The 14,013-nt window shown below is 61.2% G+C and carries 12 protein-coding genes; 6 read left to right on the forward strand and 6 right to left on the reverse strand.

All coding sequences use genetic code 11. From position 1 onward, the window contains the following. Positions 1–2 precede the first annotated feature (2 nt). Positions 3–1,520, reverse strand: a complete 1,518-nt coding sequence (locus SB822_RS14455; protein WP_410854994.1) for an amino acid ABC transporter permease/ATP-binding protein — start codon at positions 1,518–1,520, stop codon at positions 3–5. Positions 1,521–1,606: 86 nt separating this feature from the next. Next, positions 1,607–2,479: an ABC transporter substrate-binding protein gene (locus SB822_RS14460; RefSeq protein ID WP_410854995.1), complete on the reverse strand. Its 873-nt coding sequence runs from the start codon at positions 2,477–2,479 to the stop codon at positions 1,607–1,609. 386 nt (positions 2,480–2,865) lie between these two features. Here SB822_RS14460 and SB822_RS14465 point away from each other — a divergent pair, with 386 nt between their 5' ends. Then, complete coding sequence (locus SB822_RS14465) at positions 2,866–3,900, forward strand: hypothetical protein (protein WP_410854996.1); 1,035 nt, start codon at positions 2,866–2,868, stop codon at positions 3,898–3,900. A 294-nt stretch (positions 3,901–4,194) separates the two neighbouring features. After that, positions 4,195–5,052 carry a PA4780 family RIO1-like protein kinase gene (locus SB822_RS14470; RefSeq protein ID WP_410854997.1) on the forward strand — a complete coding sequence of 286 codons (858 nt, stop codon included), beginning with the start codon at positions 4,195–4,197 and terminating at the stop codon, positions 5,050–5,052. A gap of 206 nt (positions 5,053–5,258) precedes the next feature. On the opposite strand, the gene SB822_RS14475 is transcribed toward SB822_RS14470, so the two are convergent. After that, on the reverse strand, positions 5,259–6,134 hold the full coding sequence (locus tag SB822_RS14475; RefSeq protein ID WP_007736912.1) for a patatin-like phospholipase family protein: 876 nt from the start codon (positions 6,132–6,134) through the stop codon (positions 5,259–5,261). A gap of 626 nt (positions 6,135–6,760) precedes the next feature. Continuing rightward, positions 6,761–7,696, reverse strand: a complete 936-nt coding sequence (locus SB822_RS14480) for a LysR family transcriptional regulator (RefSeq protein WP_007736913.1) — start codon at positions 7,694–7,696, stop codon at positions 6,761–6,763. 170 nt (positions 7,697–7,866) lie between these two features. On the opposite strand from SB822_RS14480, the gene SB822_RS14485 reads away from it, so the two are divergent. Together SB822_RS14485 and SB822_RS14490 are read left to right on the forward strand one after the other, a co-directional pair. Further along, positions 7,867–9,084 carry an FAD-dependent monooxygenase gene (locus SB822_RS14485; protein WP_410854998.1) on the forward strand — a complete coding sequence of 406 codons (1,218 nt, stop codon included), beginning with the start codon at positions 7,867–7,869 and terminating at the stop codon, positions 9,082–9,084. A 145-nt stretch (positions 9,085–9,229) separates the two neighbouring features. Beyond that, on the forward strand, positions 9,230–9,517 hold the full coding sequence (locus tag SB822_RS14490) for a hypothetical protein (RefSeq protein ID WP_410854999.1): 288 nt from the start codon (positions 9,230–9,232) through the stop codon (positions 9,515–9,517). Here the strand turns inward: SB822_RS14490 and argC are convergent. Continuing rightward, on the reverse strand, positions 9,484–10,413 hold the full coding sequence (gene argC, locus SB822_RS14495) for an N-acetyl-gamma-glutamyl-phosphate reductase (protein WP_114223619.1): 930 nt from the start codon (positions 10,411–10,413) through the stop codon (positions 9,484–9,486). The genes SB822_RS14490 and argC overlap by 34 nt on opposite strands. A 116-nt stretch (positions 10,414–10,529) precedes the next feature. On the opposite strand from argC, the gene SB822_RS14500 reads away from it, so the two are divergent. Both SB822_RS14500 and SB822_RS14505 read left to right on the forward strand, forming a co-directional pair. Beyond that, the gene (locus tag SB822_RS14500; protein WP_410855000.1) at positions 10,530–11,414 is read left to right on the forward strand and encodes a LysR family transcriptional regulator; all 885 of its coding nucleotides are present in this window, start codon (positions 10,530–10,532) and stop codon (positions 11,412–11,414) included. A 175-nt stretch (positions 11,415–11,589) separates the two neighbouring features. Then, the gene (locus SB822_RS14505) at positions 11,590–12,690 is read left to right on the forward strand and encodes an alkene reductase (protein WP_007736918.1); all 1,101 of its coding nucleotides are present in this window, start codon (positions 11,590–11,592) and stop codon (positions 12,688–12,690) included. Positions 12,691–12,826: 136 nt separating this feature from the next. On the opposite strand, the gene SB822_RS14510 is transcribed toward SB822_RS14505, so the two are convergent. Continuing rightward, positions 12,827–13,762, reverse strand: coding sequence for a LysR family transcriptional regulator (locus SB822_RS14510; RefSeq protein ID WP_009770154.1), 936 nt, complete (start codon positions 13,760–13,762; stop codon positions 12,827–12,829). Positions 13,763–14,013 lie beyond the last annotated feature (251 nt).

The raw sequence follows: 14,013 nt of genomic DNA on the forward strand, positions 1-14,013 counted from the left end.
GCTCAGGCGATATGAACGTCTTTGAGAAAACTGGCGATGCGCGAGGTTTTCTGTTTCGCGAGTTCCAGTGGAGGACCATCGCTGAGTATCGTACCGCCTTCCATGAATATCACCCGGTCCGAGATGCGGAACGCGAATTTGATTTCGTGCGTGACGATGATCATCGTCATCCCGTCGCGCGCAAGCTGCTCGATGACTTTCAGTACTTCCTGCACGAGTTCCGGGTCGAGTGCGGAGGTCGGTTCGTCGAACAGTACGATTGATGGCTGCATTGCCAGTGCGCGTGCAATCGCCACGCGTTGCTGCTGTCCGCCCGACAACTGATGCGGATACTTGTGCGCATGCGCCGCCATGCCGACCTTCGCCAGAATCCGCATGCCGGATTCTTCGAGCGCGCTGCCCTTCAGGCGGTGGTGATAACGCGGCGCGAGCGTCACGTTTTGCAGCACGGTCTTGTGCGGAAACAGATTGAAGCTTTGAAACACCATGCCGATGTCGAGAATACCGCGCATGTAGTCGCCGTGCCGCGCCTTACCATGGCCGGGCAGCGTGGACTGCAGGAACGCGCGTCCGTGCAGGCGCACTTCGCCGTCGTCGAGTGTTTCAAGGCCGTTTAGCGTACGGATCAGCGATGTCTTGCCCGAGCCCGACGGTCCGATGATCGACACGACTTCGCCGGCCTTCACGGTCAGATCGATGCCCTTGAGCACTTCGTGCTGGCCATAGCGCTTGCGAATGCCGGTTGCTTCGAGTGCGCGTCCGGTGGCCCGGAAGTCGGCGGGTTTCGCAGCGGCATTCGATGCATCGGTGGACTGCACCGTGATGTCGATCATCACGGCATGCTTGCGGCGCGTCACGTCGAGGCGCTTTTCGAGCATCTTCAGCAGATGTCCGAACACCGTGACAATCAGCACATAGTAGAACGACACCGCGAGCATGGTCTCCAGCACCTTGAAGTTCTGCGTATAGAGACGCTCCCCAACCAGCAGTATTTCAGCAAGAGAAATCACCGACACCAGCGACGTCAGCTTGACGATCGTGATGTACTCGTTGATCAGCGACGGCAACGCAACCCGGAATGCCTGCGGCAGCACGATCAGGCGTTGCAGCCCGACGAATCCGATGCCAAGCGCCCTGCCCGCTTCGAGTTGCCCCTTGTTGAGCGCGAGCAGACCGCCGCGATGAATCTCGGCGATATACGCGGTTTCGCTGATCGACAATGCGATCAGTCCGGCCCAGAACGGATCGGACAGCACGCCGCCCGACCACGGCAACACTTGCGGCAGGTTGTAGACGAAGATCAGCAGCACCAGCAGCGGCAAGCTGCGAAACAGCCAGATATAAGCACCACACGCGACGCGCACTGGCAAAAGCGTGGATTGCTTGCCAAGCGCAAGCATGAATCCGGCGATGATACCGATCAACCATGTCGCCACGCTCAGTTCGACGACGAGCCACGCAGCTTTCCAGAATGCCGCGTCGACCAGTAGCGACGCCGCGTAATGCCAATCGAACAACATGCGACTCCCCTTCCCGCGCGCTGCGAAGCAAAGCGCGCATGGCGATGCGAGCCGTCAGGCCCGCCAGACAATGGAAAAACGCGACGTTACTTCTGCGTGCTTCCCAGCGCGAGGGCAATGTCGCCGCCCGTCGGTTCGGCGACGTTGTATTGCTTGAGCAGCGCCGCGTATTCGCCCGACGACTTCATCGACGCCAATGCAGTCTTCAACTGCGACAGCAGCGCGTCATTGCCCTTCTTCACGCCAAGGCCGATCACCACCGGGTAGAGCGGCACCGTCGACGTAATCGCCACGCGACCGCCAAGCCGGTTTGCCGTGATCTGCGCGACGGCGGAATCTTCGAACTGCGCATCGACGGCGTGCGACAGCACGGCTTGCGCTGCTTCCGGCGAGGTCTCGAACTCGCGCACATCGATCGCGCCGCGCCCCGCCGGCCCGCACACTTTGCTCGATACATCGGCAAGCTTCGGAATCCACGACGCGCCCTTGATCGAACTGACCCGCTTGCCGCACAGATCTTCTGGTGTTTTCGGTGCAAAACCCGCGCCGCTGAGCGCGAGCAGCGAGCCGCCCGTCTTCAGGTAAGGCAGAAAGTCGATCTGCTTCGCGCGCTCGGGCGTCACGTACAGCGCGGACGCAATCACGTCGAAGCGGTTGGCGTTGACGCCAAGAATCAGATTCGCGAAGCGCGTGTCGACGAACGACGGCTTGAGCTTCAGATGCGTGGCGAGCTTGCCCATGAACGCGGGATCGAAGCCGGCCGGCGTCCCGTTGTCCAGATAGTCGTACGGCGGGTACGTGAGGTCTGCGCCGATTTGCAGACTCTCGGGTGCGACAGTTCCGGCCGCGGCGGCAACGTTGGCGTGCGTCGCCACGCACAGCGGGACGATCGCGGCAGCGATCTTCATCGTGTGCGACAGGCCCTTGAGGGCCGACTTCGGAAAAATGTGGGCTTTCATAAGGTCTCGCTCGTCGGGTGGCCGGGTCAATTGTTCAACAATATACAAACTATTGTTGAACAATAAATCGAATGCAAGCGTTTTTTTGTCGCGACGAAAACGTAACGAGTTCGACCGGAAAGAAAAGGGGACGGCGAAGGTTTCAAGACAAGCAAGACACCGGGCACTGTCGCCTGACGTTTCGTCGGGAGGTCCGGCGAACCCTATGTTTGTGCAGCGACTAACATACGAACCCGCCTCGATGCTGAACAATGACCCAGTCAGCGCGCCGCCACATATGGCTATAGAACGGGCGGCAACGCGCAACGCGCCGAGGTGACGTCGCTCACCTGGTTGCCAATGAGAAGAACGCACAATGCCTGACCGGCGGTATGGGGAGACCGAATATGGGCATCATTCGCAAGCGTCAGGCGACGCCGGACGAGCCATGCGACGTGGCGCCAGGCGATGAGCCAGCACAGGAGAGCCCCGCGCAACCGCTCGATGAACGGGCTTCGTCCAGCCCCGCTGCGCCTGAAGCCCCTCATACGCCCGACTTGCCCAGCAAACCTTTGCGCCGGTCCAAGCGGGCGCCCGATGTCACTCGCCCGCTGGTGATCATGCGCGTGCAGTCCCGGCCGAAACAGCTCCCCGTCGTCAAGGAAGGCGGCGCGCCTGACTGGAGTCTGAGCGCTGGCGTGGCGACCGTCCTGTTCGGCTTCGTGATCGCATTCGGTACCTACGTTACGTTGACTCAGCGGGAAGCCGTGCAAAGCCGCATGGGGCACTTTGCCAACGTGGACAAGCCGCACCCGGCGAAGCACGATAGTTCGGCGTCGCCGGGTCAACCTGCTTTGGATGTTGCACAGGCCGCGCGCGCCCCGATCGACACACCACCCGTTCCGGTTGCTGTACGCGACACCGCGATGCCTCACACGGCTGCCAGCGATGCGGCGAACTCGGGCGTTGCCGTTGCTCATGACCCGCCGTCGAAGCCGCCCGTAGCGGCGGCGGCCGCTGCACCTGCGCCCAGCAATCCCACCAGTAAGCGGAATGTTGCAAGCGCACCCGCCTCTCCCGTGCGCGCGGCGCCGAAAACGATCGCTCAGAATTCAAGTGCGACCGCGACACAAGCCCGCGCTGCGTCGACCATATCGAAGGAGCGACGGACTAGCCCGAAAACTGCGAGAACCGCCTGCGGCGCGCTTGAGTCGTGTGACCAGAACATTGCGCATGTCGAACAAGCGACGCATGAGCCGCCTACTGTGCGGCCTCCCGTAAAGAGCGCAACGACGACAACAGTGATACGAGAGGCAACAGTTGGCGTACCGGCCGCGCCCGCCGCGCAACTACGTCCGCCGCCGGTTCAAGCTGAAATACACACCGAAGCTGCGGCGGCTCTTTCGCTCACCGTGAACAAGAACCTGTTTCGACAGCATTAGAACGGGTCACGATACGCGAATCATCCGATGCCGCTGGCCATCGGGAGTGTGCGCTGGTCCGACGCGAGTTGAGAGTGCGGACCGCATCTACGCAGTCGCCGGGAGATTTGCGTCGGCTCGTGCCCGGCCACCCTTATAATCCCGCATGACTCCATCCATCTCCCACGCAGCAAGCTTGCGGCCGCCGGCACCGGCTTCTCGATTCATCGGTTTGTTGGTCGCGCATACCTCAGCGGGCCATTCACCAGCCACGCGTGTGGAATGCATGTTCCACGCGCTGCGCCCGACGATCGTATGAAAATACCCAAACGACTTGCACCGCTTCTCGAAGAAGGACTTATCGACGAAGTCATCGGCCAGTTGATGAGCGGCAAGGAGGCAACAGTCTATGTCGTGCGCAGCGGCGAATCGACGCGTTGCGCCAAGGTCTACAAGGACGCGAAGCAACGCAGTTTTCGGCAAGCCGCGTCGTATCGGGACGGTCGCAAGGTCAAGAACAGCCGGCAGGCGCGGGCGATGGAAAAAGGTACGCGCTACGGCCGTCAGATGCAGGAAGCGTCATGGCAGAACGCTGAAGTGGACGCGCTGTTCCGGCTCGCCAACGCAGGTGTGCGCGTGCCGCAACCCTATATTTGTACCGACGGCGTGTTGCTGATGGAGCTGGTGATCGACGAGGGGGGTGACGTCGCACCACGGCTCAACGACGTCGATCTCACCGAAGCCCGCGCCCTCGAACTGCACGCGCTGCTGCTGAACCAGGTTGTCCGCATGCTCTGCGCGGGCGTAATTCACGGCGACCTGTCGGAATACAACATCCTGCTGGCAGCGGATGGGCCGGTGATCATTGATCTGCCACAGGCCGTCGACGCAGCCGGCAACAACGAAGCTGCCTCGATGCTCAAGCGAGACGTCGACAACCTGGCCGCGTACTTCGGACGGTTTGCACCGCAACTACTCACCGCGAGTTATGGCACGGAGATCTGGGCGCTCTTCGAAGCAGGGCGGCTGCATGTCGATGCCGAACTGACCGGTCACATCGAAGTCGACACGCGACCTGTGGACCTCGACGGCGTGCTGCAGGAACTCGAAGCGACACGTCTCGAGGAAGACGCGCGAGTGCGGCGACAGCAGGAACTGAGCGCAGGCCGGTAACCGTGCTCGATGTCCCCCCGAAAATCGCCCGAAAGTGAAGGTCTTCGAGGATGTCGCCGCCCGGCCAGCTCCAGCCGTTCGCCTGTGATCTCAGCCCAAAGTTCGGAGGTCGGCTCGACTCACATAGCGGACCATTGGCCGTCAATCATGCTCGTCGCGTCATCGGCCCGTGGCGCAAAGCAGCTCGTCAGCGTTCGCTTGCGCTGTCAATGCGCGGCGTGCGCATGCTCGCGCAGCTCACCAGGAATCAACGCGCGCTCAAGGCCTCCATCACTGAGCCAAGCACGCGTCTTCTGCGCAGCCCGTTCGATCAGTTGGGCGCACTGCGTATAGTCGTAGGGCGAGACATCGAGTGGACACAACGGCGGAACGACATAGATCTGCGCACGCGCCGAATAGAACTCCAGGTCGCGCACCAGCTGACGTGCGATGACGAGCGTCAGCGCATGCAGGGCCTGCGCGATCGCGCTACGCGGCGGTGCACGCAGCGTACATGCGAAGCCAGCCGGCAGCACGATGATGCGCGTCGCACCGAGCGCGACCGCCACCGAGATCGGCGTGTTGTTGGCAACGCCGCCATCGACGAGATCCACGCCATCGATACGCACCGGCGGAAACACGCCGGGTATCGCTGCGCTCGCCTGCACGGCGTTCACCACAGGACCGGTTGAAAGAACGACTTCGTCGCCGCTAAGCATATCGGTCGCGACGAGGTGAAGCGGCAAGGTCGCCTGCTCGATCCGCTCATACGACAGATGCGTTTCCAGAAGCCGGCGCAACGCGTTCGCCTCGACCAGGTGCGCACGGCTGCGCAGAATCATCGCGAGCAGCCCAAGCATGGAAAGCGGCATGATGTCCTGCCGCCGGATCTTGCACCAGAGCGCTTCGAGCCTCGCGACCCCATCGCCGTCCGGGCGTCCGGCGAAATACGCTGCGTTGATCGCGCCCGCGGAGGCGCCCACCAGGCAGCCCGGATGCTCGCCGCGTTTGAGCAATTCGCGCAGCATGCCAACCTCGATCGCACCGAGGCTACCACCGCCAGCGAACACGAATGCGGTCAAACCCGTAGGGTGGGAGTTCATAGCTCTTTCGAAACGTCTGCCCGCGGCTCAACATCAATTGCCGCTGCCAGTCGCGCCGGTACCAGCATGGCGAGGTAACCGCGTACAAACACGCGTATGGCGCATTCAACGCAAGCCTCAAAGGATCATCGCCGCGACGGCATTGTCCTTTGCATGGTATGCCCCTTTCAAAGTATCCGCCAAACATCGCTAAGTTCAGACGTGATCCCGCGGTCTTTTGGGAAGTGGGCCTCCATGTCACAGTGCTGGACGGCTTCTGCCGGCAATCCGCGACCGTCCGGAGATTTGCTCGCCGTCGCGAACGCACGGGCGACCGTCGGCCCCAGGAAGCTGCCATTGAAGTGGACCGGGATCCAGTGGCCGATCGGGTCCGCTTTACATTTCGTATGCCTGCTGCGATCAGCGATCGACTGAGGTCTGCGTCGGACCGGGTTCGGCTATCTAGAGTCTTTCGAGGACTCGGCTCAAATGGCCGCAAGGTGCATGAGGCAAGAGCAGTGCGCGGTTTCTGTAAAGCGCTTCGCACGAGTCTCTGATCGCGCGCCGATATACGGTCTCGCTGTTTCTCAGTGAGAGCGGAATACATTGATCGTAGTCTGGATTGTCGTTGCGGACTACGATCGTTTTTACACAGACTTCGTTCTGCGCGTTGGCATCGCCGGGTCCGCGAACAGGTCGATCACTACCTTGCGCAACCAGCGATTGCCTTCGTCCTGCTGGACGCGCGCGTGCCAGAGCAAATGGATCGGCGCGGCGGGCAAGGTCGAGGGCAATGCGCGCAGGCTCAGTGAGAACGGCGCGGCCAGCTGCAAGGCCAGTCGCTCCGGCACCGTGGCGATCAGATCGGTGCGTTGCAGGATAAAGCCGACGCTCATGAAGTGAGGCACCGTCAATCGCACCTGGCGCTGCACGCCTCGTCGTTTCAGCCAATCGTCAACCTGACCGTGTCCGGTGCCGGCGGACACCACCACCAGATGCTCGGCTTCACGCCAGGCAGCGAGCGTAAGCGGCGCATCTTCGAGCGCGTGGCCGTGCCTGAACAGGCAGACATACCGCTGATTGAACAGGCGGCGCTGATAGAAGCCGCCCTTGAGCTGCGGCAGTAGGCCGATGGCGAGATCGACCCTACCCTCGGCCATCTCGTTGCTCAGATTGACGCTCGTGTCGCGAACGGTATTGAGCGCGATGCCCGGCGCCTCGCGCGACAGTCGTTCGACAAGCGCGGGCAGAAAGACGACCTCGCCGATATCGGTCATGCCGATCGTTATCGTGCGCGTGACACGCAGCGGATCGAACCCGGTCTCGGGATTGAGCGCGGCGTGCAGCGTGGCGAGCGCCTGAGAAACCGGCTCTGCCAGACGGATCGCGAATGGCGTGGGCACTACGCCGCCAGGCGCGCGCACGAACAGTGGATCACCGAGCCGTCGACGCAGTTTGGCAAGCGCGTTGCTGACGCCAGGCTGACTCATGTTCATCTGCTCAGCGACGGTTGCTACGCGCCGCTCCTGCATCAACCGTTGGAAAAGCAGCAGCAGATTGAGATCAACTTCACCTAGTTCCATGACTCGGTCCCTCCGCATCATTGATTTTAGTGATGATGTAGATTTCCCCCATTTTATTGTGGAATGAGCGGCCAATGTCGAGAATTCAGACAAGGCGCACGCATCGGTTTTCTGCACGGTACGCATGCCGCGCCGACTCAATCACATAGTCTGAATATTGGAGACACCCCATGGAACAGTTGGATCTGAAGATCGCAATCGTCGGTGCTGGCATTGGTGGCCTCACGCTCGCGCTCGCACTGCGAGAACATGGCGTCGACGCGCAGCTTTACGAGCAAACCGACGAGCTTCGCGAGGTCGGAGCGGCCGTCGCGCTGTCGGCGAATGCGACGCGGTTTTATGAACGCATGGGTCTGCGTGCAGCGTTTGACGCGGTGTGCGCTGAAATACCCGCGCTGATCTATCGGGACGGACGCAGCGGCGAAGTGATTGGACAGCATCGTGGCGAACCGAGCTATCGCGAGCAGTTCGGCGGTTCGTATTGGGGCGTACATCGCGCGGATCTGCAGGCCGTCCTGTCGCAAGCGGTCGGCCTCGAACGTATCCATCTCAGCCATCGACTGACCGATCTCGTGCAGCATTCCGATCGCGTGAGTCTGAGTTTCGCCAACGGTCGGCAGATCGACGCCGATCTGGTGATCGGCGCGGACGGCGCACGCTCGATCACACGGCGCTGGATGCTCGGCTACGACGATGCCCTGTATTCGGGCTGCTCAGGTTTTCGTGGCGTGGTGCCGGCCGGACGCATGGATCTCCTGCCCGATCCCGAGGCCATTCAGTTCTGGGTCGGACCGCAGGGCCATCTGCTTCACTATCCGATCGGCGACAAAGGCGACCAGAACTTTCTGCTTGTCGAGCGCCATCCCTCGCCGTGGCCATCGCGCGACTGGGTCACGTCGGCGAGCGAGGGTGAGCAGTTGCGCCTGTTCAGGGACTGGCATCCCGCCGTGGTGCAGATGATCACAGCGGTGCCCATCAGCCAGCGCTGGGGTCTGTTCCATCGTCCCCCGCTCGGGCGCTGGAGCAAGGGCCGCGTGACGCTCATCGGCGATGCTGCGCATGCGCTTGTGCCGCACCACGGCCAGGGCGCCAATCAGTCGATCGAAGATGCCGTGGTGCTGGCCGCGCAGCTGGCCAAGGCGGGACCGGGTCGCTGGCGCGAGGCGCAGGAAGCCTACGAGCGGTTGCGGCGGGGCCGCACGCGCAAGGTGCAATACGCCTCGATATCGACGGCTGACGTGTTGCATCTGCCGGACGGACCCGAGGCGCAAGCGCGCAACGCTCGCCTGCGCGCACGCGACAGCCTGCTGCACCATCTGGACTGGATTCACGATTTCGACGCCCTTGCGCAAGAACCGACGGAGCGCCAGGGCGGCACCTGGCTTTGAACTGCGCACCTCGCGTTGACGCCTGCACAACTATCCTGCCTCGTTGAGGTTGCTGGATGCCTGCCGTGGTCGCGATGACTGTGGACGTGCTGCGCCGCGTGCCGGCAGGCGGCAGGCGGCAGGCGGCAGGCGGCAGGCGGCAGGCATGGATACCAAAGAGTTCGACGAAGTTTTTTCTGAAATCGTCGTCAATCCAGTGAGGGACGAGGGATTTCGGACAGCTGATGTTCCACGCAGCGAGATCATCGTGAATCCGAACAATACAAAGGACTATCTGCACGACAAGTGGTCGCTGCCTACAAAGACGGTGACGTCGACAGGTTTGCGCTTTGCCACGACCAGATTGGCAACAATCGTTGGCATATGGGTGCGGCTGAACGTTAGCTCAGCCATCGGCCACTATTGCTGCGTGAGCATCAGGTTCAGGTTCTGAACCGCAGCGCCGGATGCGCCTTTGCCAAGATTATCGAAAACCGCGGACAGCAGGACGTGCCCGTGTTCCATATTAGGAAATACGCTTAAGCGCATGTCGTTCGTGCCGTTCAGCACTTGCGGATCGAGGTGCTTCAAGACGCACGATTCGTGCAGCGGCAAGACACGTACGTGGGCCGCCTCGGCATAGTGGCGTGCGAGGCATGCGTGTAACGTGGCGCCATCCACGTCGGGTGCCAGCAGCCGCAAATCCAGCGGCACCGTCAGCACGATGCCCTGGCGGAACGCACCATACGCGGGGACGAAGATGGGACGCTGCGCGAGTCCGGCGTGCCGCTGGATTTCCGGGGTGTGCTTGTGCGCGAGTTCCAGACCATATACCTGGAATGAAGGCGCGTTGACGGCACCCTGCCCCTCATGTTCCTCGACGCCGGCACGCCCGCGTCCGGAGTAGCCGGACACCGCGTGAATGCTGACAGGGTAGTTGCCTGGTATGAGCCCAGCCTGCAACAGGGGATGCAGCAAGCCAATTGCACCCGTCGGATAGCAACCGGGATTGGTGACCCGACGTGCGTTCGCAATGCGTTCAGCCTGTCCCAGCGCCATTTCCGGAAAGCCGTATGTCCAGTCCGGCTGTGTGCGGTGGGCGGAACTTGCGTCGATCACTCTGACGGCAGGATTAACAATGGCTTCCACTGCCTCTCGCGCGGCGGCATCAGGCAAACAGAGGATGGCGATGTCGCAGGCGTTGATGGCTTCTGCGCGACGCTGCGGATCCTTGCGTTCCGCAGCCGCAAGCGTGAACAGTTCAAGGTCGGTCCGGTTGCGCAGCCGTTCGTGGATTTGCAACCCGGTGGTGCCTTGGTCGCCGTCGATGAAAACAACGGGAGAGCTCATACGTTGAATACTCCGCTAACGGGAAGAACAAGCCCCTATGTTCCATGGACCGCTAGAATAGAGAAAGTTGAATTTCATAACGTTAACATTCAGTTTTTCTGAATCTGGACGCCGACATGCGAGAAATCAGCCTGGACCGCTTGCGCACTCTGGTCGCGATTACCGACCGTGGCTCATTTGCCGACGCGGCGCGCGCATTGAATCTGGCGCCGCCAACGGTCAGCCTCCATATCACTGAACTCGAAGACCGCGTTGGGGCTCCACTCCTGTCACGGAAGCGCGGACATGTAAGGCCGTCGGCGATAGGAGAGGTGCTGGTGGAGCGCGCGCGTCGACTGCTGGCCGATGCGGAGCAGGCGTTAGACGATATTCAACGTCAGGTGCAGGGGCTCGAAGGGCGCGCGCGGCTCGGTGCGTCGACTGGCGTGATCGCGCACCTGTTGCCGCAAGCGCTTGAGGTGCTGCGCCAGCACCATCCCGCTATCGACATCCAGATTGCAGTACTCACTTCACATGAAACGCTGTCCCGACTGGCGGATGGAACGCTGGATGTTGGGCTGGTCGCGCTACCCCAGCCCCCGGTGGCCGGACTCGTTATAAAGCCTTGGCGCCGCGACCCCGTGATGGCCTTTGTGCCGGCGCATTGGCGGTGTCCGGCCCGTGTCACGCCTGAATGGCTCGCCGCCCAACCTCTTATTCTCAACGATGCGACCACGCGTCTCTCGCGTCTGACTGCGGAGTGGTTCGCGGCCGCGGGACACCATCCCGCGCCGCGCATTCAGCTCAACTACAACGACGCGATCAAGAGTCTGGTAGCGGCAGGTTACGGCGCAGCGCTGTTGCCCCATGAGGCCACTACGCCATTACCCGACAGGCGCATTGTCATGCGTCCGCTGCGCCCGGCGTTGTGGCGTCGGCTCGGCATTGCACATCGTGCGGGGTACGTAGAGCGTTCCACGCAACACGTACTTGATGTGTTGTGGGATCTGCGATTGGCGTAGGCGTTGCCATTTGCCGCTTCAGGATCCATCACTTGACCATCATGCCGGGTAGACGCAAACATCGACGGCATTGTCGCGTCTGACGCAACTCTGAGTCGAGGCGCAGGCGGTTATTCACTGCATCGACCGACACTAGAATGAGCCCGTTTTTGATTACTTCAAATGGGCAAGTACTATGTCTTCTTTGTTCGATCCGTATGATCTCGGGCCTATCCGGCTCAAGAACCGTGTTGTCATGGCGCCGATGGAGCGCTCGCGCGCGCGCAACCCGGACTGGGCGCCGGAGGCCGACACTGCGCGCTATTTTTCGCAGCGTGCGGGTGCCGGCCTCATCGTGACGGGCAGCATCTCCATCAGCGAATGGGCTCGTACCTGGGCGTTCGAGCCCGGCCTTTACACGCCAACCCAGATCCGGGCCTGGCGTTCTATAACCGGAGAGGTTCATGATCATGGCGGAGTGATCTTCGGGCAGATCCGGCATGGTGGCCGCGCGAGCCATGTTTCGCATCAGCCGAATCGCCAGAGCACAGTTAGCTCTACCGACACCGGCTCGACGAAAGCAATTTCAATGGCGTTCGATGAGAATGGTCAACCGGCCTTTCTGTTGCAAGGCAAGCCACGCGCATTGCGTACTGATGAGGTGCCTCAGATCGTCGGCGAGTTTGCTCAGGCCGCGCGAAATGCTATCGAAGGTGGATTTGACGGCGTCGAGATCCACGGTGCCAACGGCTATCTTCATGATCAGTTCATCAACGGAACGCTCAACACGCGCGACGACAGGTATGGCGGATCGATCGCAAATCGTCTTCGCTTCACGCTTGAGACCGTCGATGCAGTTGTCGATGCCATCGGTGGCGAGCGCATTGGCATCCGCCTGTCGCCCTTCGGCCGCTACAACGAAATGCCGGCTTTCGATGACGAGGCCGATACGTACTTGACGCTGGCGTCCGAGCTTTCGAAGCGCGGCATCGCTTATGTGCATTTCAGTGACCAAACGCGATGGGCTGACGACGTCTCCATTCCTGAAAATTTTCTCCGGGTGTTTCGCAGCGCCTTCCGAGGACCTTTGATCCTCGCCGGTGGTTATCTCCGAGAAAATGGAGAGGCAGCTATCGATTCGGGAGAGGCTGATCTGATCGGGATCGGGAAGCCCTTCATCGCGAATCCAGACCTGGTCGAGCGCCTGCGCAACGGTTGGCCGCTCAATCAATGGGACGAGGATACGTTTTATACAGCGGGAGCCAAGGGCTATACGGACTACGGAGTCTACAAGTAGGACAGCGTCGTAGCTCCCCGCCCTGAAGTTTGTTCATGCAATCTGCTGAACACAGCGCGCAGACAGACGCTTCGCTGCCATCCGGCTACTGGAGGGTAGCGCGTTTCTTCAACTTCGCTCACGCGAGGTATGCGGTTCATTGCATGCGCGCTGTTACAGGAAATTGACGCATGCTGTCGAGCAGGGCGTCGACGATAACGCGAATTTTCGCCGGCAACGCAAGTGTTCGCGGCCACAACAGGTTGATTGGCACCTCGCCACCCGACATGCCGTCGAACACAGTAACAAGATTGCCGCTGCTGAGGTCATCCTGGACCATCCACAGCGGCAATTGAGCGAGCCCATGTCCTGACTTGACCGCAGCCAGCACCATCTCGAAGTCGCACACCCTGTGTTTGATCGGTACCACGTGCGGGGCGATTGAGCCGTCCCGCTGCTTGAGCAACCACGCCACACGATGCGGGGAATTCGAGGCGGCAATGCAATCGTGATGGGCAAGGTCGGCTGCATGCTGGGGCGCGCCGTGTGCAGCAACATACGCCGGAGATCCGCAGATGACCAATTGTTGTACGCCCAGCCTTCGAGCGACCAGGTCAGTAGAGTCGCCTGGTTCGCCAATACGCACGGCGAGATCAATGCCCTCATCGATCAGGTCGACCAGCCGGTCAGTGAAGCTGACGTTGAGTTGCAAGGCAGGACATCGGGCTGCCACGTCGAGCAGGACAGGCATCACGTATAGCCGACCGAACGCGGTCGGAAGATCGATACGAACCGGTCCTGCTGGTCTGTTCTGTGCGAGCTTCAGGATAGCCTCGCCTCGTTGCAGTTCATCCAGCGCGGCCGCGCAATGTTCCAGCCACGCTTCGCCATGGGACGTCAGCGTGAGACGACGCGTCGTGCGGTGAAGCAATCTCGCACCAAGGCGTGCCTCCAGGCGCGAAACTGCGCGACCGACTGCGGACTTGGTCAGACCAAGCTCGTCGGCTGCAGCGGTAAACGTACCAAGTCGCGCAACTGCCACGAACTCCGCGATGCCATCGAACTGTAGGCTGGTAGGAAAATCGGTAGACATGTATCGTGTCCAGGACAGTCGAAAACACACGGACGTGGTGGACATTAGGAGAAGTGCGGACGATGAGGCATCGACCACTCCAATGCCGGCATACCAGAGGGTGCTTTCGAGCTTCGTATGTTCGAGCAGCAACTGCACCGTCCGAAGACTTTTCGTAGCCGCAGGCAGTTGAAGCAACAACGCGCGTTAGGCGAGGCTGATTCACGACGCTACGCCACAATTTTCAGCGCTCAGGAACCTTGAAATGCTGA

The sequence above is a fragment of the Paraburkholderia sp. SIMBA_054 genome, assembly GCF_046534875.1.
GTDB classification, from domain to species: domain Bacteria; phylum Pseudomonadota; class Gammaproteobacteria; order Burkholderiales; family Burkholderiaceae; genus Paraburkholderia; species Paraburkholderia hospita.

Coding starts and splice junctions, on each gene's coding strand:
- SB822_RS14455 (WP_410854994.1), bottom strand. CDS start 1,520: ATGTTGTTCGATTGGCATTACGCGGCGTCGCTACTGGTCGACGCGGCA.
- SB822_RS14460 (WP_410854995.1), bottom strand. CDS start 2,479: ATGAAAGCCCACATTTTTCCGAAGTCGGCCCTCAAGGGCCTGTCGCAC.
- SB822_RS14465 (WP_410854996.1), top strand. CDS start 2,866: ATGGGCATCATTCGCAAGCGTCAGGCGACGCCGGACGAGCCATGCGAC.
- SB822_RS14470 (WP_410854997.1), top strand. CDS start 4,195: ATGAAAATACCCAAACGACTTGCACCGCTTCTCGAAGAAGGACTTATC.
- SB822_RS14475 (WP_007736912.1), bottom strand. CDS start 6,134: ATGAACTCCCACCCTACGGGTTTGACCGCATTCGTGTTCGCTGGCGGT.
- SB822_RS14480 (WP_007736913.1), bottom strand. CDS start 7,696: ATGGAACTAGGTGAAGTTGATCTCAATCTGCTGCTGCTTTTCCAACGG.
- SB822_RS14485 (WP_410854998.1), top strand. CDS start 7,867: ATGGAACAGTTGGATCTGAAGATCGCAATCGTCGGTGCTGGCATTGGT.
- SB822_RS14490 (WP_410854999.1), top strand. CDS start 9,230: ATGGATACCAAAGAGTTCGACGAAGTTTTTTCTGAAATCGTCGTCAAT.
- argC (WP_114223619.1), bottom strand. CDS start 10,413: ATGAGCTCTCCCGTTGTTTTCATCGACGGCGACCAAGGCACCACCGGG.
- SB822_RS14500 (WP_410855000.1), top strand. CDS start 10,530: ATGCGAGAAATCAGCCTGGACCGCTTGCGCACTCTGGTCGCGATTACC.
- SB822_RS14505 (WP_007736918.1), top strand. CDS start 11,590: ATGTCTTCTTTGTTCGATCCGTATGATCTCGGGCCTATCCGGCTCAAG.
- SB822_RS14510 (WP_009770154.1), bottom strand. CDS start 13,762: ATGTCTACCGATTTTCCTACCAGCCTACAGTTCGATGGCATCGCGGAG.